Source organism: Paenibacillus sp. Y859 (genome assembly GCF_056786405.1).
The window spans coordinates 937,309-962,997 of the sequence record NZ_JBXCIZ010000001.1 but is presented as its reverse complement, the minus strand read 5'-3'; the positions used below and the strand labels follow the sequence as shown (position 1 = coordinate 962,997).

22 protein-coding genes, 7 tRNA genes and 1 riboswitch are annotated in these 25,689 nt (G+C 42.1%); of the genes, 17 read left to right on the top strand and 12 right to left on the bottom strand.

Features of this window, described 5'->3' with window-relative positions; translation table 11 throughout:
- Positions 1-44: 44 nt before the first annotated feature.
- From AC1TO8_RS04850 to AC1TO8_RS04820, 7 genes are all read left to right on the top strand, one after another.
- A tRNA-Glu gene (locus tag AC1TO8_RS04850) sits at positions 45-119 on the top strand.
- A gap of 20 nt (positions 120-139) precedes the next feature.
- Positions 140-216: transfer RNA gene (locus tag AC1TO8_RS04845), tRNA-Met, on the top strand.
- Between the two features lie 13 nt (positions 217-229).
- Positions 230-307 (top strand) — tRNA-Asp (locus AC1TO8_RS04840).
- 28 nt (positions 308-335) lie between these two features.
- Positions 336-411, top strand: a tRNA-Lys gene (locus AC1TO8_RS04835).
- Positions 412-426: 15 nt separating this feature from the next.
- Positions 427-511, top strand: a tRNA-Leu gene (locus AC1TO8_RS04830).
- Between the two features lie 50 nt (positions 512-561).
- Positions 562-635, top strand: a tRNA-Pro gene (locus AC1TO8_RS04825).
- A gap of 15 nt (positions 636-650) precedes the next feature.
- A tRNA-Gly gene (locus tag AC1TO8_RS04820) sits at positions 651-721 on the top strand.
- Between the two features lie 179 nt (positions 722-900).
- Here AC1TO8_RS04820 and thiE read toward each other — a convergent pair.
- Genes thiE through AC1TO8_RS04790 form a run of 6 tightly spaced genes read right to left on the bottom strand, consistent with a single transcriptional unit; the run spans position 901 to position 5,840 of the window.
- The gene (gene thiE, locus AC1TO8_RS04815; RefSeq protein ID WP_482054451.1) at positions 901-1,584 is read right to left on the bottom strand and encodes a thiamine phosphate synthase; all 684 of its coding nucleotides are present in this window, start codon (positions 1,582-1,584) and stop codon (positions 901-903) included.
- Positions 1,574-2,395 carry a bifunctional hydroxymethylpyrimidine kinase/phosphomethylpyrimidine kinase gene (gene thiD / locus AC1TO8_RS04810; RefSeq protein WP_482054450.1) on the bottom strand — a complete coding sequence of 274 codons (822 nt, stop codon included), beginning with the start codon at positions 2,393-2,395 and terminating at the stop codon, positions 1,574-1,576. Before thiD ends, thiE begins: the two co-directional genes overlap by 11 nt.
- A 58-nt stretch (positions 2,396-2,453) precedes the next feature.
- Positions 2,454-3,248, bottom strand: coding sequence for a hydroxyethylthiazole kinase (gene thiM, locus AC1TO8_RS04805; RefSeq protein WP_482054449.1), 795 nt, complete (start codon positions 3,246-3,248; stop codon positions 2,454-2,456).
- A gap of 24 nt (positions 3,249-3,272) precedes the next feature.
- Positions 3,273-4,304 carry an ABC transporter substrate-binding protein gene (locus AC1TO8_RS04800; RefSeq protein ID WP_482054448.1) on the bottom strand — a complete coding sequence of 344 codons (1,032 nt, stop codon included), beginning with the start codon at positions 4,302-4,304 and terminating at the stop codon, positions 3,273-3,275.
- Positions 4,301-5,077 carry an ABC transporter permease gene (locus tag AC1TO8_RS04795; protein ID WP_482054447.1) on the bottom strand — a complete coding sequence of 259 codons (777 nt, stop codon included), beginning with the start codon at positions 5,075-5,077 and terminating at the stop codon, positions 4,301-4,303. Before AC1TO8_RS04795 ends, AC1TO8_RS04800 begins: the two co-directional genes overlap by 4 nt.
- Positions 5,058-5,840 carry an ABC transporter ATP-binding protein gene (locus AC1TO8_RS04790; RefSeq protein ID WP_482054446.1) on the bottom strand — a complete coding sequence of 261 codons (783 nt, stop codon included), beginning with the start codon at positions 5,838-5,840 and terminating at the stop codon, positions 5,058-5,060. The genes AC1TO8_RS04795 and AC1TO8_RS04790 overlap by 20 nt, the downstream gene beginning before the upstream one ends.
- 112 nt (positions 5,841-5,952) lie before the next feature.
- Positions 5,953-6,056, bottom strand: a riboswitch (TPP riboswitch).
- A gap of 317 nt (positions 6,057-6,373) precedes the next feature.
- On the opposite strand from AC1TO8_RS04790, the gene AC1TO8_RS04785 reads away from it, so the two are divergent.
- The 3 genes from AC1TO8_RS04785 (at position 6,374) to AC1TO8_RS04775 (ending at position 11,115) form a co-directional block, all read left to right on the top strand.
- The gene (locus AC1TO8_RS04785) at positions 6,374-9,109 is read left to right on the top strand and encodes a glycoside hydrolase family 9 protein (protein WP_482054445.1); all 2,736 of its coding nucleotides are present in this window, start codon (positions 6,374-6,376) and stop codon (positions 9,107-9,109) included.
- 234 nt (positions 9,110-9,343) lie between these two features.
- On the top strand, positions 9,344-10,210 hold the full coding sequence (locus AC1TO8_RS04780; protein ID WP_482054444.1) for a VOC family protein: 867 nt from the start codon (positions 9,344-9,346) through the stop codon (positions 10,208-10,210).
- Between the two features lie 230 nt (positions 10,211-10,440).
- Positions 10,441-11,115 carry a pectate lyase gene (locus tag AC1TO8_RS04775; protein WP_482054443.1) on the top strand — a complete coding sequence of 225 codons (675 nt, stop codon included), beginning with the start codon at positions 10,441-10,443 and terminating at the stop codon, positions 11,113-11,115.
- A 72-nt stretch (positions 11,116-11,187) separates the two neighbouring features.
- Here the strand turns inward: AC1TO8_RS04775 and AC1TO8_RS04770 are convergent, their stop codons facing one another.
- From AC1TO8_RS04770 to qoxA, 5 genes are all read right to left on the bottom strand, one after another.
- The gene (locus AC1TO8_RS04770; RefSeq protein ID WP_482054442.1) at positions 11,188-11,424 is read right to left on the bottom strand and encodes a DUF6953 family protein; all 237 of its coding nucleotides are present in this window, start codon (positions 11,422-11,424) and stop codon (positions 11,188-11,190) included.
- Between the two features lie 130 nt (positions 11,425-11,554).
- Positions 11,555-11,842 carry a cytochrome aa3 quinol oxidase subunit IV gene (qoxD, locus tag AC1TO8_RS04765; protein WP_482054512.1) on the bottom strand — a complete coding sequence of 96 codons (288 nt, stop codon included), beginning with the start codon at positions 11,840-11,842 and terminating at the stop codon, positions 11,555-11,557.
- Between the two features lie 4 nt (positions 11,843-11,846).
- A complete protein-coding gene (gene qoxC, locus AC1TO8_RS04760) occupies positions 11,847-12,443 on the bottom strand; it encodes a cytochrome aa3 quinol oxidase subunit III (RefSeq protein WP_482054441.1) in 597 nt (198 codons plus the stop codon).
- Complete coding sequence (gene qoxB, locus AC1TO8_RS04755) at positions 12,440-14,383, bottom strand: cytochrome aa3 quinol oxidase subunit I (RefSeq protein WP_482054440.1); 1,944 nt, start codon at positions 14,381-14,383, stop codon at positions 12,440-12,442. Before qoxB ends, qoxC begins: the two co-directional genes overlap by 4 nt.
- 69 nt (positions 14,384-14,452) lie before the next feature.
- The gene (gene qoxA, locus AC1TO8_RS04750; RefSeq protein WP_482054439.1) at positions 14,453-15,490 is read right to left on the bottom strand and encodes a cytochrome aa3 quinol oxidase subunit II; all 1,038 of its coding nucleotides are present in this window, start codon (positions 15,488-15,490) and stop codon (positions 14,453-14,455) included.
- A 447-nt stretch (positions 15,491-15,937) separates the two neighbouring features.
- Between qoxA and AC1TO8_RS04745 the strand changes: the two genes are divergently transcribed.
- The 7 genes from AC1TO8_RS04745 (at position 15,938) to AC1TO8_RS04715 (ending at position 23,795) form a co-directional block, all read left to right on the top strand.
- Positions 15,938-17,680 (top strand): ABC transporter ATP-binding protein, encoded by a 1,743-nt coding sequence (locus tag AC1TO8_RS04745; protein WP_482054438.1) that lies wholly within the window; start codon positions 15,938-15,940, stop codon positions 17,678-17,680.
- A complete protein-coding gene (locus AC1TO8_RS04740) occupies positions 17,661-19,487 on the top strand; it encodes an ABC transporter ATP-binding protein (protein WP_482054437.1) in 1,827 nt (608 codons plus the stop codon). Before AC1TO8_RS04745 ends, AC1TO8_RS04740 begins: the two co-directional genes overlap by 20 nt.
- 144 nt (positions 19,488-19,631) lie before the next feature.
- Entirely contained in the window at positions 19,632-20,399 is a 768-nt protein-coding gene (locus tag AC1TO8_RS04735; RefSeq protein ID WP_482054436.1) for an amino acid ABC transporter substrate-binding protein, read from the top strand.
- A 75-nt stretch (positions 20,400-20,474) separates the two neighbouring features.
- Positions 20,475-21,134, top strand: a complete 660-nt coding sequence (locus tag AC1TO8_RS04730; protein ID WP_482054435.1) for an amino acid ABC transporter permease — start codon at positions 20,475-20,477, stop codon at positions 21,132-21,134.
- A 15-nt stretch (positions 21,135-21,149) separates the two neighbouring features.
- Entirely contained in the window at positions 21,150-21,905 is a 756-nt protein-coding gene (locus AC1TO8_RS04725) for an amino acid ABC transporter ATP-binding protein (RefSeq protein WP_482054434.1), read from the top strand.
- A gap of 421 nt (positions 21,906-22,326) precedes the next feature.
- Positions 22,327-22,995: an HAD family hydrolase gene (locus AC1TO8_RS04720; RefSeq protein WP_482054433.1), complete on the top strand. Its 669-nt coding sequence runs from the start codon at positions 22,327-22,329 to the stop codon at positions 22,993-22,995.
- Positions 22,996-23,018: 23 nt separating this feature from the next.
- Positions 23,019-23,795, top strand: coding sequence for an alpha/beta fold hydrolase (locus AC1TO8_RS04715; protein WP_482054432.1), 777 nt, complete (start codon positions 23,019-23,021; stop codon positions 23,793-23,795).
- A gap of 100 nt (positions 23,796-23,895) precedes the next feature.
- Here the strand turns inward: AC1TO8_RS04715 and AC1TO8_RS04710 are convergent, their stop codons facing one another.
- On the bottom strand, positions 23,896-25,680 hold the full coding sequence (locus tag AC1TO8_RS04710; RefSeq protein WP_482054431.1) for a CotH kinase family protein: 1,785 nt from the start codon (positions 25,678-25,680) through the stop codon (positions 23,896-23,898).
- Positions 25,681-25,689 lie beyond the last annotated feature (9 nt).

Below are 25,689 nucleotides of genomic sequence, written 5' to 3'. Positions count from 1 at the left end.
AATCGAGTTGTCACAGGTTCGAGTCCTGTTCGGGGAGCCATAACGGCCCGTTGGTCAAGTGGTTAAGACACCTCCCTTTCACGGAGGTAACAGGGGTTCGAGTCCCCTACGGGTCACCATTTTTAATATTTTTTAATGACGCGGGGTGGAGCAGCCCGGTAGCTCGTCGGGCTCATAACCCGAAGGCCGCAGGTTCAAATCCTGCCCCCGCAACCAATTATATTTATGAGGAACCGTGGTGTAGTTGGTCTAACATGCCTGCCTGTCACGCAGGAGATCGCGGGTTCGAATCCCGTCGGTTCCGCCATTATAATTAATCAATGCTTACAAATTATGGGACATTAGCTCAGCTGGTAGAGCACCTGACTCTTAATCAGGGTGTCGAAGGTTCAAGCCCTTCATGTCCCACCATATACTTGCCTATGTGCGCGTGTGGCGGAATTGGCAGACGCACTAGACTTAGGATCTAGCGTTTCACGACGTGGGGGTTCAAGTCCCTCCACGCGCACCATTTTTTTAAATTAGAAGTAGTAGGCAAGGAAATGTAACCCTTCAAAACATCGGGACGTAGCTCAGCTTGGCAGAGCACCTGGTTTGGGTCCAGGGGGTCGCATGTTCAAATCGTGTCGTCCCGATCTCTAATATTACGCGCGGGTGTAGTTCAATGGTAGAACTTCAGCCTTCCAAGCTGATAGCGTGGGTTCGATTCCCATCACCCGCTTATATTGTCTTAAAGTTTGAAACCCTTGTCGCGCAAGGGTTTTTTCTTTGCAAAGAATTCGACATATCGCTGCCTCTCGATAACATTTATGGGGCAGATCATGGGGAAAATCTCAATCTTTTATTAAGTGTTGTTTATACAGTTACATTAACAATCATCTCGCAATCAACTCGTAAGTGTTATCTCCCATTCCGATTACGAGGGAGCACAATCTCGATCTCTCGAATGAAACGAGTAGCTGCATCTCGAACTGAATTAGCGCCAGCAATGGCTGATATGACAGATACTCCATCTGCACCCGCATGAATAACCGATGCTGCATTGTCGATCGTGATTCCACCTATACCTACTAGAGGAATTTGAATTCCCTTTGCGCGTAGTTCTTCTATAAGGGAAGTTCCCTGAACATCCTTTGCATCATCTTTGGATTGTGTCGGGAAGATAGGACCTATACCCAAATAGTTGGCTCCATCACGTAACGCCTGTTGAGCTTCTTCCAACGTGTGGGTAGATACACCGATTATCGCATCAGGACCTAACCTAGCGCGTATCGAGCCGGCAGGTTCATCATCCTGTCCGATATGGACACCGTCTGCACCAATAGCAATGGCTAGCGTGATGTCGTCGTTGACGATGAAAGGGATATGGTGTTGCCAGCAGAGCTTCTGAAGTCTTGTTGCCAACTCAAGTTTAGCTTGACCCGTGAGGGCACCAGGACCTTTTTCACGAAATTGAAATAAAGTAATTCCGCCTGCAATCGCCTCTGATAATATGTCCACAGGGTTCTTTGGACAATTGATACTCCCCATAATGAAGTAGAGCTTAAGAGATCCGCGAATGGTATCCGAAGGATTAGTTAACATGATCTTCACCTCGCAGTCTTCTCTGATATGCAAAATGATTCGTCGGACCTTGTCCCGCACCAATGCCTAATTGATCTTCGATGGCCGCTTGGATAAAGGTTTTGGCTATTTGTGTAGCTTCAAGCACGGATGTTCCTTTGGCTAATTCTGCTGTAATGGCCGCTGAGTAGGTGCAACCTGTGCCATGAGTATGTCTCGTCTCAATTCTGTTATTCTCCATATAAATGTAGTCCTGCCCATCATAGAGTAGATCTACAACTTGCTCTGTCGAAGCATCATGTCCACCTTTCATAATGACATAACGACTGCCCATCTGATGGATGACTTTGGCAGCTTCTTCCCGATCACTCAAGGTACGAATAGACATTTCGGTAAGTATTTCCGCTTCGGGGAGGTTAGGAGTCGTTATTTGAGCTAAGGGTAGTAAATATCGAATGATAGATTGAACTGCTTCTTGTTGCAAAAGAGGAGATCCTCCCTTAGCAATCATAACAGGATCTATGACCAAGTTATGCCAATGGTATTGCTGTACTTTATCTGCGACAATACGAATAATTTCCTCGCTAAACAACATCCCTGTTTTCACGGAGTTCGGCTGTAGATCGTTTCCGATCGCATCTAATTGCATCCTAAGAGCTTCAGAGCTCATAGGGAAGACCCCATGAACACCCAACGTATTCTGTGCTGTCACTGCTGTGATAGCAGACATTCCGTACACACCCAGTTCTTGAAATGTTTTCAGATCAGCCTGAATCCCAGCACCACCACCGCTGTCTGATCCAGCTATAGTTAAGGCTTTATATATGCTCATCTAGGATAACCCCTCTCGGTAGTCTAATTTGTAATTCGTTCTATGTGTAGATAGATGTCTATTGAAGCTTGTGGATTTTCGACCTTTGTTGGAAAGATTCCGCAGACACCAATGCCAATTGGTTAAGGAATTCAATTTGAAAGCTTCCAGGACCAAGCGCTTCTGTCTTATTAGCAGCTAATTCTGCGGCTACGCCAAAGAAAGCAACGGCTTCGGTAACAGCTTCAATCGAATGTTGTTCACTTACAGCTAGAAAGGCAGCAATGACAGAGCCGAGTAAACATCCAGAGCCGGTGACTTTTGTCATGATAGGGTGACCATTACTAGCGAGGTATGTGGTTTGCCCATCTGTGATAACATCATCCGCTCCCGTAACCACAACGATACAACCTAGCTTATAAGCCGCCTTTTGTGACAGTTGAACCACGTTTCCTTCACCAGTTCCGGCATCCACACCTTTGATGGACCAACTCTCTCCAATCACATGGGCGACCTCAGCAATGTTTCCACGCAGTACAGTTAACTTTATTTCTTGGGAAACTCTTTGTGCAACAGCTGTACGATAGGAGGTAGCTCCAGCGCCAACAGGATCAAATACGATTGGAACATTATTTTCATTAGCTGATTTACCCGCCATGAGAATAGAGTCTACAATATGGGCATTGAGTGTACCCATATTTAGTAGGACAGCGTTAGCAATCTTCGCTACATCGCCAACTTCTTCATGAGCATCTGCCATAAAGGGAGAGGCGCCTAAGGCGAGTAGCCCATTGGCTGTAAAATTGGTAACTACCGTGTTAGTAATATTGTGTACAAGTGGATTCTGTTGACGTACCCTTTGTAGAAATGTCATGATTAACTTCCTCCTTAAGATAAATTAGAAATTGATAAAGGCATCTTCCGCTTTTACAGTGTTAGGTAGCAGTTTATTTGTAATGAGCCATTGATTGACGTCGTCCCATGATTCAGGTGCTTGATATCCGAAAGCTTGTTCCTTTGCATCCATTAGTGGTAATAGGATATGGAGACTCTTCGTTTCTATTTCTTTATCTAGCGGTGAAGTTTGTTCTTCATGTTCAAAAAGAATGGATAGAGCTTCCTCAGGATGTTGTTGTACATACTGTTGTCCTTGTCCAACGGCTGTTACGAACTTCGCGAGTAACTCTTGCTTGTCCTTCAAGCCCTGATCACTAGCGACAAGGACAAGCTCATAATAATCCGGAACACCATAATCTGTAGGATTCAAAGCGACTACAGGGTGACCTTGCTTAGCCAGGATCAGTTGTTCATGATTGATGAATCCACCCATAATGGCATCAACTCTAGACGTAGCAATAGCCGGAATAAGATCATAGCCAACATCAACCAAATGAACGTCTTCAGGATCGCCCCCATCATTTCGTATCATGGTATGTGCCATAGCTTCATATAGAGGAATTGAAGAGTACCCAACGGTTAAACCAGCCAAGTCTTTGGGGGACTGAACCGTTCCACCAGCAGGTACCATAAGATGATTCAAAGGATGTCTCACGATCGCTGCGATCGATTTAACAGGGATATTCTCACCGCGAGCCATAAGTACTTGTGGTTGATAGCTCAGAGCTAGATCGACTTTTCCGGCAGCTACTAATTTCAAAGCATCATTGGTATCGGCAGGCATTTGGATATCTAGTTCTATCCCATGTTCCGCGAAATATCCATGTTCTTGTGCTGTATAGAGGAAGGAATGAACGGCATTCGGATACCAATCGAGCATAATGCTCAGTTTTTGAGGCTTATTCTCTACGACTGCCGTTGGATTGTCTGTTACTTGATTCGAGTTAGAAGTATTGCCACAAGCTGTCAGGGCAAAGAGTGCCATTGCCAGTAGAACAGGGATAATTCTTTTCATATTTATATTCATTGTCATTTCGATAAACCTCTCTTCTTTAGAAATTTGTTCTCTAATATTACGATTATCATAAATAAGGAAATCCCAAGTAAAGAAAGTAACAAGATGGACGCAAACATCTCATCTGTATGCATGTTGCTCGACATTCTTCGACTATAATAGCCTAGTCCCTTCGTACCTCCGAGCCATTCACCAATCGTAGCTCCAACGACACAATATACGATGGAGAGTTTCAGTCCCGAGAAGAAGGAAGGTAAGGCCATAGGCATCTCAATGGTGCGGAATAGTTCCCAGCGGTTGGCTCCCATCGTCATGAGTAACTCTGCATACTCGCGATCTCTCTTTTTTAGACCATCATAGGTGCTCACTACAATCGGGAAGAATGCAGTTAGGAAGACCACTGCTACTTTACTCCAAATCGTGTAACCGAACCACATAATGAAGATCGGTGAGAGTGCGATTAAGGGGATGGTCTGACTAATAATCATGAACGGATAGAGTGCTTTCTCAAGTGGACGTGAAATATGCATACCTATAGCTAGAATAACGCCCCCACTAACAGATAATATAAAACCCAACACAACTTCCTCTAACGTTGCGATTAAATGCCGACCGATCAATAGATGCCTATGTTCAAATAATGCCCGGGCAATCGAGGTCGGTGAGGGAATAATAAAGGAAGGTACCCAGCCTAAAGTGACAACCGATTCCCAAGCCAACAGGAGTAGTGTAAAAAGAATTACAAACCAACCATAATCATGTGCCCAGCGTTTAAAAAGGCGTATTCTCATGTAATCGTCGCTCCAAGTCTTGCCTCAATTGTATAAAGTGAGGGTCATAGTTCATCTCGTAGTGCCTTGGTCTAGGTAAATTAACGGTCATTTCTTCTATACCTTGAGGACTGTCATGGGACATGAGGTAGATGCGATCACTTAATAGAATGGCTTCTTCCAAATCATGTGTAATGAAAAGGACAGTCTTATGTAGATCATCCCAAAGCTCTAGTAACCAACGATGCATCTCTCTTTTGGTCATTGCGTCAAGTGCACCAAAGGGCTCATCTAATAACATCAGATCTTGCCCTGTTACGAGTGTTCTGAGAAAAGCGACACGTTGTCGCATTCCACCTGATAATTCATCCGGATAGGCATGTTCATATTTCCCTAGACCGAAACGTTCTAGAGTGAACTGAATATCTGCTGTGATCTTCTCTTTATTGCGCTGATCCAGTTCGCGATGAAGTTTTCGATTAAGCTCCCATGGGAGTAAACAATTGTCTAGAACGGTTCTCCAAGGCAGGAGTAGGTCCTTCTGGGGCATGTAAGCCACTGTCCCTAGACGATTGGATGTTCTTGTGCCATGTATATATATTTCTCCGTCCATAGGCTCTAACAGTCCTGCAATCAGCTTAAACAGAGTGCTCTTCCCAGAACCACTAGCTCCTATGACAGAAATGAATTCACCCGCTTGAACATTCATAGACAGTTCCTGAATAATAGGGGATTCGTTCGTACTTGCAAAAGAGTAAGTTAAATTTTGTAATGATAATATCACGGTGATCACCTCGCTCATTGTAAATAAATAAAGACCCAACCATTTCCGAAAGGAAATGAGTGGGTCAAAAAGTTCATTCAGGCAAATAGGTGTGCAAATAGTTGCATGAGTTGAAGATTTCGTTCCACTTCCCTCCGCTGGTATAATCCAGATCAGGTTCCAAGGGTCCGGAACTTCGCGTTCCATCTCAGTCGTTAGACTCCCCTAGTGAAAAACAAGGTCTTATTTAATTGATAACCTATTTAATATAACACAATTTACAAATAAGTATAGACTCTATTACATTGTAAAGCTAATTTAGAGTTTTGATGTGAAGATGTACAGAGCGGTTTATTGAATAAAAGAATAGAAAAATAATTATTTTATGTAAAATATAGTATTATTAAATTTATTATGGTATATTTTTTTTACAGGACCAGTGATGAGAGATCTGGGCGCCATGGACAGCGTGTCCTCAACTTTGTAGAAATGAAAGTGAGGTGAAGGCTGTTCTTTGTTATGCGAATTAGCAAATAAGGAGGATGAAATCTGACATGAATGTATGGATGAAGAAAAAAGGAATATTATTATTAAGTGTTATGATTGCGCTTACATTTAGTTGGGATGGGGTATCTCAATCTAAAGTGGCTGAAGCAGCTTCAACGGATTATAACTATGCTGAAGCTCTACAGAAATCAATATATTTCTATGAAACTCAACGCTCTGGTATTCTACCGGATAGTAATCGTGTGGAGTGGCGGGGAGATTCTGGGCTTCAGGATGGGGCAGATGTTGGTCAAGATTTAACTGGTGGTTGGTACGATGCAGGTGATCATGTGAAATTTGGTTTTCCAATGGCATATACGGCGTCAATGCTTGCTTGGTCTGTATATGAGTATCGGGAAGGCTACGAGCAAGCAGGGCAGCTTGAGGAAATATTGGATAACATTCGTTGGGCCACGGATTACTTCATGAAAGCTCACACTGCACCGAATGAATTATGGGGACAAGTTGGAAATGGCACGAGTGACCACAAATGGTGGGGACCAGCGGAGGTCATGGTGATGGAACGCCCAGCCTATAAGATTGATGCGACTCATCCAGGATCGGATTTAGCAGGAGAGACAGCCGCTGCCCTTGCATCTGCATCAATCATATTTAAGCAGAGTGATCCTATCTATGCAGCTGAATTGTTAAGACATGCCAAGGAACTGTACAATTTTGCAGATCAATACCGTGGCAAATACTCAGATACTATCACGGATGCGACACAGTACTATAACTCATGGAGCGGATATGCAGATGAGTTGAGCTGGGGTGGAATTTGGCTGTACTTAGCAACAGACGATGAGACCTATCTAGACAAAGCCATTGCCGCAAGTGATTTATGGGGAACGGATCAGCAGGGCAATTGGGATTATAAATGGACCCAGTCCTGGGATGATAAACATTATGGTGCACAGCTGTTGCTGGCTCGCATCACTGGAGAGCAGAAGTTCATTCAGTCTACTGAGAAGAATATGCAATTCTGGACGACAGGTGTGTCCGGTACGGGTGAACGGGTTACGTATACACCGGGTGGTCTGGCTCATTTGGATCAGTGGGGAGCACTCCGTTACTCCGCCAATCAGGCCTTCCTTGCATTTGTCTACTCCGATTGGGTTAGTGACCCAGTAAAGAAAGTGAATGCGCGATTATTCGGGGAATCACAAATACTCTACATGCTCGGTGATAATCCTCGCAATAGCAGTTATGTTATTGGTTATGGCAACAACTCACCGGAACATCCACATCATCGGACCTCACATGGATCTTGGGATGATAGCCAGACGATGCCTGTTAACCATAGACATACGTTATATGGTGCCCTTGTTGGTGGACCATCGAAGACAGACGCTTACACTGATTCGATTGGAGATTATGTTTCGAATGAAGTGGCAACGGATTATAATTCGGCTTTTACAGGTGCACTGGCGAAGATGGTTCTATTACATGGTCAAGGTCAGGAGCCGGATTCAGAGTTCCCAACACCAGAAATACGAGAGGATGAAATGTTCGTTGAAGCTGGTGTGAATGCAAGCGGGAGTAATTTCATCGAAATCCGTGCATTGCTGAACAATCGTTCTGGTTGGCCTGCACGTTCTAGCAAAGCGATGTCATTCCATTATTTCGTTGATCTTAGTGAAGCATATGAAGCAGGTTATGATTCTGGGGATATTACGGTTACAGCTGGAGGGTACAATCAAGGTGCAACGGTATCTCCACTGAAGGCCTTTGATGAGGCTAATCATATTTATTATACAACGGTAGACTTTACCGGAACCGAGATATATCCGGGAGGGCAATCAGCATTTAAGAAGGAAGTTCAATTCAGAATAGCGGGACCACTTCATTCGAACTTCTGGAGTAATGCTAATGATTTCTCATTTCATGGTATTGCAGCTGGTGGTGTTCTTCCTGTGAAAAGTCCTAATATTCCAGTATATGATGCAGGTGTTCTGGTATACGGACAATTACCTTCTGGAGGGGGGGACCCAAGTGAACCGACGGTACCTTCGGCTCCACAGGGGGTCAAGGCAGTAGCGGGTAGCGAATCTATTAACTTATCATGGAATGAAGTGAATAGTGCACAGGGGTATGTGATCAAGCGTTCAGAAGTAAGCGGAGGTCCCTTTACGATCGTAGGTAATGTGACGGGAACCCTATTCAACGATACTGGTTTGAATAATGGAACAACGTATTATTATGTCATCACCACTGTGAATGTTGTTGGAGAAAGTGTGAACTCGTCACAGGTAAATGCGCAGCCAAGGGAGATAACAATGCCTGTGGAAGGGGATCTCAGGTTAGAGTATCGTACGAACGACACAAATGCGAGTGATAATCAGATCCGTCCACTATTTCGTATCACGAATAGCGGTAATGAGACCATATCACTAAGTGATATTAAGATTCGCTATTACTATACGATTGACGGAGATAGACCGCAACAATTTCACTGTGATTATGCTGCTGTTGGAAGTGGCAATGTAAGTGGAACTTTTGTTCAATTGGATAGTGCCACGGCGGGAGCTGATCATTACGTTGAAATATCGTTCGGCCCTGGAGCTGGAAGTTTGAGTCCAGGTGCAAGCAGTGGGGATATCCAGGTTCGTATCAATAAGAACGATTGGTCTAATTATAATGAAACGGACGATTACTCGTATGATTCGGCCAAAACCTCATATACAGATTCAGCGAAAGTACCAGCATACTTGAGTGGCAATTTAGTGTGGGGACTGGAACCTTAATAGCTTAATGAGATTGTTAATATTTGTATAGAACGGCTATGGAGCAGCGATGTACTGTCCGGAAAGTTAACCGGGAAGTGGTCGTTGCTTTATTTGATATATACCATGTGAATTAATCGTTTATTGAAATTCAAATGGACTAAAAAAAATATTTGTGATATATTAAGTATACAAAATAATTATTTCTATTACTTATATAATTTGTTTTATTTCATTTCGAAAGGATGATACCCCATGGTAAAGAAAATACATCCAAGCACACAAATTGGATATGTAAAATTGAAAATTAGTAATTTGAAACGTTCCTTAGTATTTTATACAGAGGTTATTGGCTTACGAGTTTTGAATTTGACAGAGAATACAGCTCAGTTGACAGTGGATGGTAAAGTACCGTTATTGATTCTAGAACAAATTGAGAATGCAGTCATCTTACCGGAAAGATCGGTTGCCGGATTGTATCACTTTGCCATTCTAGTGCCTGATCGCATTTCATTAGGCCTATCGCTACGTAACTTGATGAAGCACAACATTCCGGTAGGTCAAGGAGATCATTTGGTCAGCGAAGCGTTGTATATTAGTGACCCAGATGGTAATGGTATCGAGATTTATGCGGATCGTCCAAGGGAAACATGGAAGAGAGATGCACAGGGGCAATATGTGATGACGACCGACCCAGTCGATTCGGAGGCTTTGCTTGCGATATCTGATGGTGAGATCTGGAATGGCTTAGCTGATGGAACGATAATTGGACATGTTCATTTCCATGTATCAGATCTGCAGAAAGCGGAGGAATTTTACTGTAATATACTAGGACTTGACGTTACCGCTCATTATGGTGAGATGGCATTATTCGTATCTGCAGGAGAGTATCATCATCATATTGGCTTAAATACGTGGGCAGGAGTGGGCGCACCATCTGCACCGGCTAATGCGGTCGGATTAGATTACTTCACCTGGGTTCTACCTAACCAGGAAGAACTTGATACGGTCATTGTGGAATTAAAGAATGCGGGAATTAGTGTTACTTATCGGGATGGTGGTTGGTTCGTGAAAGATCCTTCCAATATTTCAATAAAGCTGGTGAGTCAAAGTTCAGAGTGAAATAACCATTAGAAATACAAAAAATCCGCAAGCATGATGCTTGCGGATTTTATAATGGCTATGTTGTGGTATAAATATATCAATAAATTGATGTAATATATTAGTTTTATAACCATATATAACAAAATGATTATTTCGGAACCATAAATTGTCTGTTAGTCTTAACTCAGATGTAAGCGGGGGTGCACATCCGTTTGTATCAAAAAATAAAATAGTAAAGGATGGTTGTCATGAAAAAAGTATTGAGTCTGGTCTTAGCGACAGGAGTATTGATCTCTCTAATGGGATTTCAACTGGAAGTAAAAGCAGCAACTCCAATTACTGTGAGCACGACGATTGTAGTTGCTGCTGGTGCAACATTTGACGGTAAAGGTCAGACTTATATTGCAAATGCAAGTACACTCGGAGATGGCAGCCAAGCTGAAAATCAAAAGCCAATATTCAGATTAGGAGCGGGTTCCACACTGAAGAATGTGATCATTGGTGCTCCGGGGGCAGATGGTGTACATTGTTATGGCAACGCTACCATTTCGAATGTAACATGGCAGGATGTTGGTGAGGATGCATTAACCCTCAAATCTGCAGGTACAGTTAATATTACGGGTGGTGGAGCATATAAGGCATATGATAAAGTGTTTCAAATGAATGCTGCAGGTACGATTAATATTAAGAATTTTAAAGCTAACGATATTGGGAAACTAGTTCGACAAAATGGTGGCACTTCATACGCGGTTAACATGACACTTGTTGATTCAGATATTTCTAAAGTGAAGGATTCCATTTTTAGAACAGATAGCAGTACAAGCCAAGGAAAAATTACAAATACAAGGTATTCAGGTGTTCCTACACTTTTCAAGGGATTTGCTTCAGGGAAGACAAGTCAGTCTGGCAACACACAATATTAGTGTTATAAAGAAAAGGGTGCTGAAATATTTCAGCACCCTCTTTTCTAACAAGGAAATAAAAAAACTACTTAATTAAGTCCAATACCAGAAAAACCCATCGCGATCCCATGCTGCTTTTCCAGCATGTAATTTCTTGAAAGCTTTCTTTACATCCTTGGAGATGGACTGGTTGCCATTATCATTAACATAAATAAAATGTTCTCCAAAGTGTTCGGTAATATGGCTAACTGCCTCAGTTTGAACTAGTTTTCCAGAAGACCGAACTTCGGTATGCATCCATTCGGCAACTTGTTCTGCTGACCATTCCATTTCATCACTCCTTACTTTTTTAACTCACATTTAGTTTAATATTAACTGACAATGCTAGCTTGTACAATGAAAGATGCAGCTAATCCTACAATGTAGGAAAGCTGCATCTTTCATTGGTATTATATAATTATTAACTGTACCAGCCCCAGATGAAGATGAACAGTGATCCGAAGATCGTAACTAGACCAACAAATAGTGCATAGGCAAGGTTGAGGTATAGCTCCTTCTTTGTACTGGCCAGTTCATTAATGTGCATAAATATGAACAGTTGCAAGGAAGCTTGTATCGTAGCCGTTACCGCAAGAATCCCCATTTTAGATGCAAATGGAATGTCCAGTAAGGCGGTTAGGGCAAGGGCAGAAAGGACGAGGGAAGATAGATAGCCCATTACATGGCGAATTGGAAATAGCTGTTTCATCATGTCACATCAGTCCTTTCAGGTAAACGAAACTAAAGATAAAGATCCACACTACGTCTAGGAAATGCCAGTAAAGAGAGAATATAAATGACTTGTTCGTCGTAGCCAATGTGAGGCCTTGTCTCTTCACTTGAATTAAGATGGCTATTCCCCATAGTAGACCAAAGCCAACGTGGGCTCCGTGGGTTCCTAATAACACGAATAGACTGGATACGAAGGCACTAGTTGATAAAGTAGCTCCTTCATGCACATAGGTGAAGAACTCCGCAATTTCAATCCCCAAGAAGGCTAGTCCCATCAGTAGGGTAAGACCCATAAAGACCATCATCGGCTTCTTTAAACCAAGTCGCATACTATGAATCGCAAGTCCAACGGTAAAGCTACTTGAGAGTAGCAAGAATGTTTCGATCAGAACGCCTGGTAGCTCGAATATTTCAGCTCCACTTGGTCCACTAGCATAACGATTCACCAAGACGAAATAGACGGTGAAAAGGGTGGAGAACAGCGCAATTTCTGCTCCTAGAAAGATCCAAAATCCGAAGATTTTATTGCTGTTTTCTTCTGACCCGTACTCAAGCGGTTCTGTGGCATCTATTTTCATAGCGTTTCACCCCGCAATTTCTTTTCTGTTTCCATAATTTCTTGGACGGATACCGTAAATCCATCATCTCTATCGAATGACATGGTAGCTAGAACGATTAGAATTCCAATCCCCGAGACGATAGCTGGAATCCACCAACTGAATACGAGTGCGAATCCGAATATGAAGAAGACAGCACCAAGAATAACAGGTTTTCCGGTATTGCTTGGTAAATGAATCGGCTTAATTTCTTCATCAAAGATCGGTAAGTTATTGTGTTTAGCAGCCCATAACGCATCTCTTGATTTGACATTTGGAGTAATGGCGAAGTTGTATGCAGGAATTGGGCTACTTGTTGCCCATTCCAGCGTACGCGCATCCCATGGATCTCCATTCGTTTCGCGAGGGCTGTAACGGATACTATAATAAATATTGTATACAAGAATGGCGAACCCGATAGCAAGACCCAAAGCACCAACGAATGATAGCATATTGAGTGCTCCGAAGCCTGATTCTGCCGAATACGTATACGTCCGACGCGTCATTCCTTTTAGTCCTAGGAAGAATAGTGGGAAGAATGTGACGTTGAAGGAAACGGCAATCCACCAGAATGCATGTTTCCCTAGACGATCATTCATCTTGAAGCCGAATACTTTAGGGAACCAATAATGGAAGCCCGCAATAACGGCAAAGACTGTACCAGGAATTAGAACGTAGTGAAAATGTGCTACTAAGAACATGGTGTTATGGTACTGATAATCGGCACTGGCCATAGCTAACATGACACCGGTAACTCCACCGATTGTAAAGATTGGTATAAAGGCTAGTGAATACAGCATCGGAGTCGTGAAGCTGATTTTACCTTTACGCATCGTGAAGAGCCAGTTAAAGATCTTGACTCCCGTAGGAACGGCAATCGCCATCGTGGTGATGGAGAAGAAACCGTTAATCATAGCACCTTGACCCATTGTATAGAAGTGGTGCGCCCATACTAGGAAGGACAAGAGTGAGATGACGACCATACTCACGACCATAGATGTATAGCCGTATAAGTTCTTCTTCGAGAACGTCGAGATAATTTCACTGTATATCCCGAAAGCAGGAAGAACAACAATGTATACTTCAGGGTGACCCCATACCCAGAATAGGTTAGCCCATAACATGTCCATTCCACCATTAGCCATGGTGAAGAATTGTGATCCGAAAAGTCGGTCGAACATCATCAGAGCAAGTGCAACAGTGAGTACTGGGAAAGCGAATGTAATGATTACACTCGTGATTAGGGAAGACCATGTGAACATTGGCATCCGCATAAGCTTCATGCCAGGTGCACGCATTTTGAGAATAGTCACAATAAAGTTAATCCCTGTTAATAATGTACCAATACCAGAGATCTGAAGTGCGAGTGAGTAATAGTTATTACCTACCGTAGGGCTGAATTCTATACTTGCCAATGGGAAGTAAGCTGTCCAACCTGCATCAGGTGATCCTCCGATAACAAACGAAAGATTCAATAGCATGGCTCCTGCGAAGAATAGCCAGAAGCTAATGGCATTCAATCGCGGGAATGCTACGTCTCTTGCACCGATCTGGAGTGGTACAACGACGTTCATAATTCCAATAACAAATGGCATAGCCATAAATAGAATCATAATCAAACCATGAGTTGTAAAGACCTCATTATAATGTTGTGAATCCAGAAATTTCATCTCTGGAGCGGCAGTCTGTAGCCGCATCATGATAGCATCGACTCCACCACGGAACAACATGATTAGTGCGGATAGAATGTACATAACCCCGATTTTCTTGTGGTCTACAGTGGTTAGCCATTCACGCCACAGATAACCCCATTTCTTAAAGTAGGTCAGACCGATGATGATTGCAATTGTAGCAAGAACAATACTGGCCATTGCACCGTAAATTAACGGGTCACCGGTAACGAAAAATTCGTCCCATTTCATTAGGATTTGACTCCTTTCGGTTGATATAAATAAACATTAAATTTGGCTAAGGAGTCATGGTAGACTGCCTTAATGCCCTTCGTGACCTGTATGATCTGTGTGTTCGATATCTTGGTTGCTATCTTCAGCTGGAGATTTAGGTAACGGTTCATCTGGATCTATATTAGGAACAGCATCAAACTCGGTTTCTTCAGGACTAGAAGCAGGGTCTGGATGCACATGCTTGTTCTCTTGATGATCTGTATTTCCATTCTCCATATCGGCATGGTTCATATGATCCGCATGGCTACCTGGAGGTGGACTAAAGGTTAAGTGTGTATTGGAATACGTTTTACGTCCCAAATACGATGTAGACAATAAGCCCTTAAATTCAGTTTCATCTAATGTAGGAGCAGTTGCTTTTACTTCATCCACCCATTCCAGATAATCTGCTGGAGGCATGGCAAGTGTCTCAAATTCCATATGTGCAGAACCTTCACCACTGAAGTTCGTATTTCTACCTAAATAAGATCCTGGTACATCAGCGACTAAATTCAACGTATTGATCATGTCGCTCATCGCATATTTCTGTCCAGCCAACTGAGGTACCCAGAAGCTGGTAATAGGTCCGAATGTGTACAATCTTAATTCAATAGCACGATGTGTAGGGATATTCAAATAATTTACAGTTTCAATTCCTTCCTCAGGGTAACTGAAATGCCATTTCCAGTTGGATGAAGATGCATAGATAACCAAAGGTTCTTGATCCTCATAACCGACGGGAACTTTCTCCACCGCGCTTGTTGATTGCAATGTGACTACGGAGAGAACACCTACAATAATAATGGGAATAGTGATCCAAATAACTTCAAGCCATATATTCCCTTCCTCATGTGGAGGAATGTAGTCGTCTTTCGAGTTCTTTGCTCTATATTTCGTCAAGATAACGACGAATAGAACATATACAACAAGTAATACACCAAGCATCATGGCAATAGAGAAAATAATGGTGCTGGATAAGGTTCTGGCAGCCGGACCCTTGGGATCCAAGACGGCTACAGAGCTACATCCAGACATGAGCAAGACAAGGCTCATGAACAGAATAAATAATGATCCTCTTTTTTTCATGATGAACTCCTTCCTTTATAAACTACTATTCATTAATTGCAGATTAACATGCTAAACACTATTGTAAGAATACTAACTGCACAAAGCAAAAGACATAAACTACTTTAATTGGTAAATTATTGACCAAATATGTCTAACTATCTAACAAAGTGTGATCAAAATGTTACAGCTAGTGAATGATATGACTTTAATCACTATAACGGCGCGATTCTTGGCGAGTTCATAGAATGTTCATTAGTTAGCAAAGTTACTCGGATTGTCACAATTTAAATGCTGGAAAATGTACTTTATTACCAAAAGAGTGTTTATTGATCTCTAAGCGATTACTTTTATTGAGTAGAGTTCCCAAACAGACAGGTAAAAACTTTGTTATAATAAACCAATATCTATTAATGATTTCAGATGGGCCTTATATTGGTGTAAGGTACGACAAGTGGAGGTGCAAATATGCTCATATGTATGTCTTTTTTGAAAAAATATCGAATATCCGCATCCGCTGCCTTATTGATGATGTTAATTGAGCTCTCGGTTGAACTCATGCAACCTTTTATTATTTCTAAAATGATTGATGATGGAATCAGAAAAGGGGATCTCTCCGTAGTTTTGATGTGGGGAGGGGTCTTGGCAGGATTCGCTCTTGTTGCTCTAGGTTCAGGCATATTAAGCTCTTTCTTTGCTGCCCATACGAGCCAAGGATTTGCTTATGATCTGAGGGACAAGTTGTATGCAACAGTACAATCATTTAGTTTGTCAGTGTTTGATCGTTTTGCTTCATCGTCATTAATCACTCGCTTGACCAATGATGTTACACAGCTTCAGAACACTGTATTCATGGGACTCCGAATTATGATGCGAGCACCATTGCTTGTGATTGGTAGCGTAGTAATGGCATTTATTGTGTACGCGAAGTTGGCAATATTGTTAACGCTTACTGTTCCTTTCCTACTTATTTTCTTATTGTGGATGTTAAAGAAAGCTGGAACTTTATTTCAAACGGTTCAAGTTAAACTTGACGATGTGAATCGTGTCATTCAGGAAAATTTGATCGGTATGAGATTAATTAGGGTATTTGGACGTATGAGGTATGAATCGGAACGCTTTGCACGGACAAGCAAGGAATTGATGGAACGTACTATTTCGGTCTTGCGTCTGACGGAACTAACGATGCCCACTATTTTATTGATTATGAATGCTGTCATTCTAGCTGTACTATGGTTCGGACAGATTGAGATCTACACGGGGAATGCTACGATTGGAGAAGTCGTTGCTATCGTCAATTATTCGATGCGGACAGCGGGTGCTTTATCTGTCTTTTCTATGATTGTCGTTAATTTCTCAAGAGCGAAAGCCTCGGCGGGGCGGATTGCTGAAGTGCTTGAAACGAAGAGCGATCTTGTAGAAGAAAATAATGGTAAGAACACTAAGCGTGGTATCCAAGGAAGTGTGGTATTTAAATCTGTAACATTTCGGTATCCTGGAACGAAGTCACCTGTACTTCAAGACATATCATTCAAGGTAAATGCAGGAACTACCATTGCAATCATGGGGATGACGGGCTCAGGAAAGTCCTCATTAGTAGGCCTTATTCTTAGGCTATATGAGCGGGATGAAGGGGTAATTATGATCGACGGGAAGGATATACATTCGCTTGAAATCGAACATTTAAGGGATGCTATTGGTTATGTGCCGCAAGACATCATGCTCTTCTCGGGTACGATACATGATAATATTGCCTGGGGTAAGCCAAACGCAACAAAAGAAGAAATAGTGGAAGCTGCGAAGCTAGCCCAGATACATAATAGTATTATTAAATTTCCGTTAGGATACGACACGATGCTTGGACAAAAGGGGATCAATCTCTCAGGCGGACAGAAACAGCGGTTGACGATTGCGCGATCCTTGGTACGTAAACCAAAGATATTGTTGTTGGATGATAGTACTAGCGCGCTCGATGTACGAACAGAAGCTGCTCTACTTGGAGCCCTTAAGGACGTGTCATGTACGACATTTCTAATTACACAGAAGATTAGCTCAACACATCAGGCCGATTGTATTCTGTTGTTAGACAACGGGCAATTAATTGCGCAGGGAACCCACGAACAATTACTCGCAGATTGTATTCTTTATCAGGATATCTATGAATCACAAAACGAAAAAGGAGGTGTACGTCATGTGGAAGGAGTTAAGTGAACCATTCCGTTATGCTAGACCACTGGCGAATCCCAAGCCCAAAGGGTCTGGAGCCTCCGATTCTGGAAAGCGTATCAAACCGAAAGCAAAGGATTTATCGGGCACATTAAAAAGATTATGGACCTACTTGTCGCAACGTAAAGGTAGACTTGTACTCGTACTAGCTATGGTATTTCTCAGTTCTGGCTTGGCGTTACTAGGACCGTTTATGATCGGAACCGCTATTGACACATTCATTGAACGACCTGCGGATACGGCTTGGTTGTACTTCCTTGTCGCTCTGGGTATCATTTATCTGCTACATTCGCTCACGCTCTGGCTTCAGAATATTTGGATGATACGTATTGCACAAGAAACGGTATATCGGATGAGACTAGATCTTTTTCGTCATTTACACCGTCTATCCATCCCGTTCTTTAGTAAGCGGCAACATGGAGAATTGATGAGTCGATTTACCAATGATATCGATAATGTCAGCTCCACACTGAATAGTTCAGTCATTCAAATCTTCTCAAGTATACTGACATTAGTAGGAACGATTATTGTTATGTTATACCTAAGCCCATTGTTGACATTGCTGACATTCTTGGTCGTGCCATTAATGTTACTTGGGATGCGTGCTATTACACGACGAACAGGTCCTTTGTTCAAGGAACAACAACGGAATTTAGGGGAATTGAATGGATATGTTGAGGAGACGCTTTCTGGTCAACGTATTATTAAAGCCTTCTCCCAGGAACAAAGGGTTATGATTCAAATGAGTCAACATAATGAGAAGATCAGACAATCGGGATTCTGGGCGCAGACGATATCAGGATTTATTCCGAAACTAATGAATAGTCTCAACAATTTAAGTTTTGCACTGATTGCCGGAGTGGGTGGAATACTTGCCATACGGGGAGAGATATCGATTGGTGTGATCATCATATTCGTTGAGTACGCTAGGCAATTCACAAGACCGCTGAATGATTTGGCGAATCAATGGAACACAATGCTGTCAGCGATTGCTGGGGCAGAGCGCGTGTTCGAGATACTTGACGAGGAAGATGAAGAACAAGACGAGGCAAAAGGAATACTATTAGATGAAGTGAAAGGTGCCGTTAGCTTTTCTAATGTATCATTTGCTTATGATGAAGGAATGGCTACGTTGAAGGATGTGAGCTTTGAAGCTTCACCTGGCGAGATGATAGCATTGGTTGGACCGACAGGAGCGGGCAAGACATCGCTCATTCAGTTACTTGCTAGATTCTATGAGATAGATTATGGGGAAATCACAATAGACGGACATGATATTAGGACAATTCATCGTGAGAATTTGCGTTCTCATATGGCGTTTGTGCTACAGGATTCATTCCTATTCGAAGGGACGATTCGTGATAATATCCGTTATGGGAAGCTTACTGCAAGTGATGAGGAGGTTGAAGCGGCGGCAAGGTTAGCTAATGCACACTTCTTTATCGAGCGGATGAGTGATGGTTATGATAAGCTTCTTAAGCATGGGGGCGCTGGAATTAGTCAGGGCCAGAAACAATTGATTGCCATTGCAAGAGCAATGCTGGCGGATCCTTCGATTCTAATCTTGGATGAGGCAACCAGCAGTATAGATACAGTGACAGAGATTAAGATACAAGAAGGGCTACAACGATTAATGGAAGGGCGAACTAGCTTCGTTATCGCACATCGATTAAACACCATTCGTAAAGCGGATCAGATACTAGTACTGAAGGATGGACACCTTATCGAGCGTGGGACGCATGAAGAGTTACTCAAGAAAGATGGTTTTTACAATAGTTTATATTTGGCTTAAGTCACATATTGATCGTAAATTTCTAATGAATCCCTCTCGAAATATTCTCTTTACTATGCTATTATAATACTTTGATAACGTGTTAGTGTACTAAAGCGTTTGTGTGAAGTTATTAACTAATAGTATAGGTATAGGGGGAGCGTCATGAGAAAAATAATACAAATTTCCGTCCTACTAGGGATGGTTATCATGATTGTGGCTGGATGTTCTGGGTCGAAGAATAGCAATGCATTGGTGGTCGGAATTGATGATAAATTTGCACCGATGGGCTTCAGAGACGAGAATAACGAGCTTACGGGGTTCGATATTGATTACGCAAAGGCAACACTTGAGAAGATGGGTAAGGAAATTACATTCCAACCGATTGATTGGTCGTCGAAAGAATCTGAGCTTAATAGTGGTCGTATTGATCTGATATGGAACGGATATACGATTACTAATGAACGTAAGGAGAAAGTTCTGTTCACGAAGCCATATTTAGAGAATAGTCAGGTAGCGGTTGTGCTGGCGACATCGGACATTATGAGTCTTAATGACCTATCTGGTAAGAATATTGGACTTCAATCACTCTCATCAGCATCGGATGCTTTAAATGCAAATGCTGTGAAGGATAACATTAAGAGCGTGACTGAATTTCCAGATAATGTTCTTGCACTTAGCGATCTAAAGACAGGCCGGATTGATGCAGTGGTTATTGATGAAGTGGTAGCTAGATATTATATGGCTTTACAAGTCGGTACGTTTAAGTTACTTAATGAATCACTTGCTCCGGAACAATATGGTATCGGTGTGAAGAAGGGCAACGAACAATTACTGAAGGATCTACAAACTGCCTTAGATGAACTGAATGCCGATGGAACTTCGGCAGAAATTTCTGTGAAGTGGTTCGGTTCAGACAAAGTATTGAAATAAGAGAGTTGCCATAATACATGTAGAAAACCGGATAATTCTCATTCCGGTTTTCTTTACTTAGGAGACGAATGAGAAATGAGCTTGGATTATATAATAAGTATCACGAAACCTATGCTGGAGGGAGCGCAGACAACCCTCATTCTATTTATGCTCTCGATCGTACTGTCGATACCGCTAGGATTCATTATCACATTGATCGTCAGAAGCAGGATTAAGCCTGTCGTTTGGATTGCGAATAGTTTCGTTTATGTCGTGAGAGGAACACCGCTGTTACTGCAATTGTTATTTTTCTGTTACGGGCTTCCTACACTGCCAATCATTGGTGAATATCTGGTATTGGATCGATTAGTAGCAGCTTGTCTTGCATTTATACTAAATTATGCGGCTTATTTCGCAGAGATCTTCAGAGGAGGTCTTCTCTCGATAGATAAGGGACAGCACGAAGCATCACAAGTACTTGGTCTTAGCAAGTGGCAGACGATGACTAAGGTGATTGTACCTCAGATGTTCCGAGTTGCCCTACCATCAGTAGCCAACGAGTCCATTACACTTGTGAAAGATACGGCACTTCTATATGCGGTTGCGGTACCGGAATTGTTGTATTATGCCAAGACAGCAGTAAATAGGGATTTCTCGATTATGCCCTTTTTTGTAGCAGGAGTAATCTATTTATTAATGACATTAGCTTTGACACTATTGTTCAAGCTGATAGAGAAACGGTATAAATATGAATAAAAGGAATGTCACAATATGACGTGTATGATAGAAGTAACGAATTTGAAAAAGTCATTTGGAAGTTTGGATGTTCTAGAAAAGGTTAGCTTTTCAGTTCATCTTGGTGAAGTGGTTGCTGTAATAGGCCCATCTGGTTCTGGGAAAAGCACAATGTTACGTAGTCTAGTTCATCTTGAAGAGGTGACAGCTGGTAGCATTCATATACAAGGTAAGGCACTTGTTGAGAATGGGAAGTATCCGAGTGTAGCAAAGATTAAGGCTGTAACATCAGGCATGGGCATGGTGTTTCAAAGTTTTAACCTGTTTCCTCACTTAACAGTCCAAGAGAATTTGGAATTAGCTCCAAAAACACTGAAGAAGTATAGTCTTGCTGAGATTCGCTTGAGAAGCTCTGAATTGTTAAAAAAGGTTGGTCTTGCGGATAAAACAAGCGTATACCCAGCTAATCTGTCAGGGGGACAAAAGCAAAGGGTTGCCATAGCAAGAGCGATGATGATGAATCCTGAGATATTATTGTTCGACGAACCGACCTCTGCCTTAGATCCGGAACTGACGGGTGAGGTACTACGAGTGATTAAACAATTAGCGGAAGAGAATATGACCATGATCATCGTTACCCATGAGATGAACTTTGCTCGGGATGTAGCGGATCGCGTGATCTTCATGGATAAAGGTGAGATTGCAGAAATGGGAACTCCTGAGCAAATATTTGGAAATCCGAAGTTAGAGCGAACGAAGTCATTTCTGAATAGAGTGGAGATCGAGAGTTAGATTATCAAGATGTCACGAGAATACGTGATGGACCATTCGTAAAGGATGGTCTTATTTTGCGTATATTGGGGTTGGAGTAAGTAGGGTGTTGATAGGGTAGGGAGGAGCGGAAAAGTGGCAGAGTTGAAGAGATAGAGAGGTGAAAAGTTGAAGAAAAGGGAGAGTGGAAGAGTTTGAGGAGTTTGTATGGTCGGCTCGCAGAATAGTTGCATAACGTGTATCTATTTGAGCAGAAAGGGCAAAAAGTGAGAAAATAGATGTGGTTTGTGCACCTAAAGTTGGCTTAAGTGGAATTAGGCTGGATTTAGATGTACTTTATGCAGCTACTAGTAAGAAAGAGCTGCAGATGGCAGACGTCCCGAAGATATGATATGTTCAGGGAAGATTACTCGAAGTTTATCAAGAAAGGATGTATTCATCTATGATAAAAGCAATTATTTTTGATTTTGATGGTACCATTATTGATACAGAAACGGCATGGTACGTAGCTTTTCAAGAGGCATATAAGGAATATGGGGTCGATCTGTCACTGGAATTGTATTCTCAATGTATTGGTACGAATTTAAATGGATTTAATCCGTACGAGTATTTGATTACGGAGAAAAAACTATCCATTGATGGCGACTCATTCCGAAATGCTATTCAGCTTCGGTATACGAAGCTTATGGAACAAGAAAAGATTCGTCCTGGAGTATTAGAATACCTTGAAGCAGCAAAGAATGCTGGACTTAGAATCGGATTAGCCTCAAGTTCTTCAATGAAATGGGTAGAGAAATATTTACATCAATTAAATATTCGAGATTACTTCGAATGTATCCGTACTTCGGATCATGTTACACATGTTAAGCCTGATCCAGAGCTTTATTTGCAGACATTAGAATGTCTTCAGGTTAAACCTGATGAAGCTATCGCAATAGAGGATTCAGTGCATGGAGCACGGGCTGCCGCTGATGCAGGAATGCATTGCGTGGTCACGCCGAATCAAGTCACGAGCTTCATGGAATTCGATCCAGTATTTCATAAAGCGGATCAACTTAGTGATGTGGATTTCAATGAGCTTATTCATCATATCTTCACGAATGGCGGGTAGGGATGACACTATATGTGCAAGAAATGGGGAACAAAAATGACCCGATGCTGATTTTTTTACATGGTGGCGGAGTCAGTGGTTGGATGTGGGAAAAGCAGGTGGAGTTTTATCGAGAACATTATTATATATTAGTTCCTGACCTGCCTAGTCACGGTAAGAGTCAAGGTAAGGAATTTTCAACCATCAATGATGCAGCACAGGCTATAATTGATGTGATCGAAGATAGAAATAACGGTCAGCAGATTACGGTTGTAGGGTTTTCGCTAGGTGCACAAATCGCTCTAGAAATGTTGAGTATTAGTGGTGAACTTATTCATCGGGCTATCATTATTAGTGGGCTTGTTATACCGATGAAGATGACTCGCTTCATCATCAAACCGTTAGTTCAGATATCTATGCCATTAACGAAGAATAGATCATTCTCAAAGTTACAAGCTAAGGTATTATATATCGGCGAGGAATATTTTGAATTATATTATCGAGATTCTACTTTAATGAGTATGGAATCGCTCCTTAAAATTCTTGATGAGAATATGTCGTATCATATACCAAAAGAATTTAATCGTAGCAAGACAAAGGTCTTAGTCTTGGTTGGAGCTAAAGAGAAAAGAATGATGCTGAAATCTGCCGATATGATTAGCCAGTGCAATGAATATTGTGAAAGACAGATCATACCAAACATTGGGCATGGAATTTCGTTAGCAAATCCTGTGCTGTTCAATAATATAATGGAGTCCTGGATGAATGAAGGAATGGGTGCTATCAACCAAACTCATATTGAGAAAGAAGAAGTGGAATAAGCCCACCATTTCGCTCAAGGAATTGGATGGGCTTATTCTTTCTATATGAAGGATCGAAGATCCGGGTACGACAGGGATCACAACTCGTCATGTTAGGAACTTAAAGTCGTTTGCGTTTGTAAAAGGTAATGAACAAACCTGAAAGGAGAAGAACGACCAGTGCAATGCCCACTGTAAGGGCTTCTTTCACACTACCTTGTGGTTGAGTGTTCTGCTCACCAAAGCCGCCAAAGCCACCCATACCATTGGGGCGGTTACCGCCCATACCTCCAGGAAATCCTTCCATACCTTCAGGTAATTCACCACCCATACCTCCAGGGAATCCTTCCATACCTTCGGGTAATTCACCACCCATAGCTCCAGGAAATCCTTCCATACCTTCGGGTAATTCTCCGCCCATACCAGGGAAGTCGCCTTGGGTATTCCATCCATCAGTTGCAGCTTGCCCTCCTTGATTAGCCTGTTTATCGGTCGGATCGACTTGCCCTAACTGAGCGTTAAGTTCAGTCGGAGCAGCTTGTTCGTTATTACCTGCCATAGCGGGCATATCACGACCGCCACCGCCCATACCATCACTACCGCCACCGCCACCACTTCCAGATCCATCGCCAGAAGATGCAATGGTACCGGCAAGTTGTTGGTCAATGTTGCTCACTTGTGTGTCATTAATGGATATGAGCTTCGTTACTCCGCTTTGATACTCTTCGTACGTGTAGAAGGAAGTCGGATCTTGCTCGACGTAGGATGAGATCATTGCGGAGATATCCTCAACACGATTACTGAATGCAGAGGTAGACAAGTAACCTTCAGTTGCTGTTTGAATCATTTCATGATACTTTTCCTTGTACTTGTCGACAGCAAGCAGCTTGGAAACCAAAGGTCTTTCAGCTAAGGCTCCTTGTGTAGGTTCATCAATCAGCAGATTAGAACTTCCCAATCCACCGAAGGCCATATTATAGTCCCAAGGCAGAATAGAGAAGATACCTTTATCTTCATACAAATAATAATTTTGTTTAAGACCACCTATATAGCTATCTGTATTATTAGTTAGTACATTAAGAGCTATATATCCCAGTGCATCATCAACGTTCAGAACTTTCTCATAATCTGTGCCGTTGTTCAGCTCGTCTAACATATCAATAAGAATATCATTGTTGGAAGATTTGGATTTCAGAGCGAGTCCAGTATAGGATGAAACTTTATCGTCAATCCAGAGAAGGTCGCTACCAGTTCCAGTCATCTCGCCCTTGTACAATGCTCCATACGAGTTCCCAAAGTTCGATTCAAGATATTGCTCATCTACTTGCTGTACGGCTAAATAGAACCCCCCCAGTTCATCGTTCACATAAATATTCACAAATGAATATCCGGGTGTCGGAAGTCCCATTTCTTCTGCTAGCTCATAAGTCAGGTATTCTCGCATATAACTCGCGTCGCTGTAGTTATTGTTTAAGTTTATTTTACTAATCCCAAAGAGGGTCTGGCTCGATAAGTATTCGTCAAAAGATAGCTTAAAGCTATATCGATCCGAATCCGTCATACTGACAACACTTCGCAAACTAAGGTTTCCTTTCGTACGTATGCCAACATTGTCTAAATGCACCCCGTTATAATCAATAGAAGCAGTCATGATTTCTTCAGCTGAAGCGTTGTCTAACATATTTTGAAAATCTTCTTCATCTAAAGTGATCCTAACATCGATGACTTCATCTTTTGGGAATACTTTCGTAGCTCTTTCCTCATCTACCTTTGAGTTTTTGGTAGTACTTGCACCTTCGGAATCTTCTATGCTTGCAGTAGGTACAGCTGCTTCACATCCTACCATGGCTATTATGATGGAGATGGAACAGATGCATAGAATAAGCTTTACCATTTTTGCTGTCATCTTGTTATC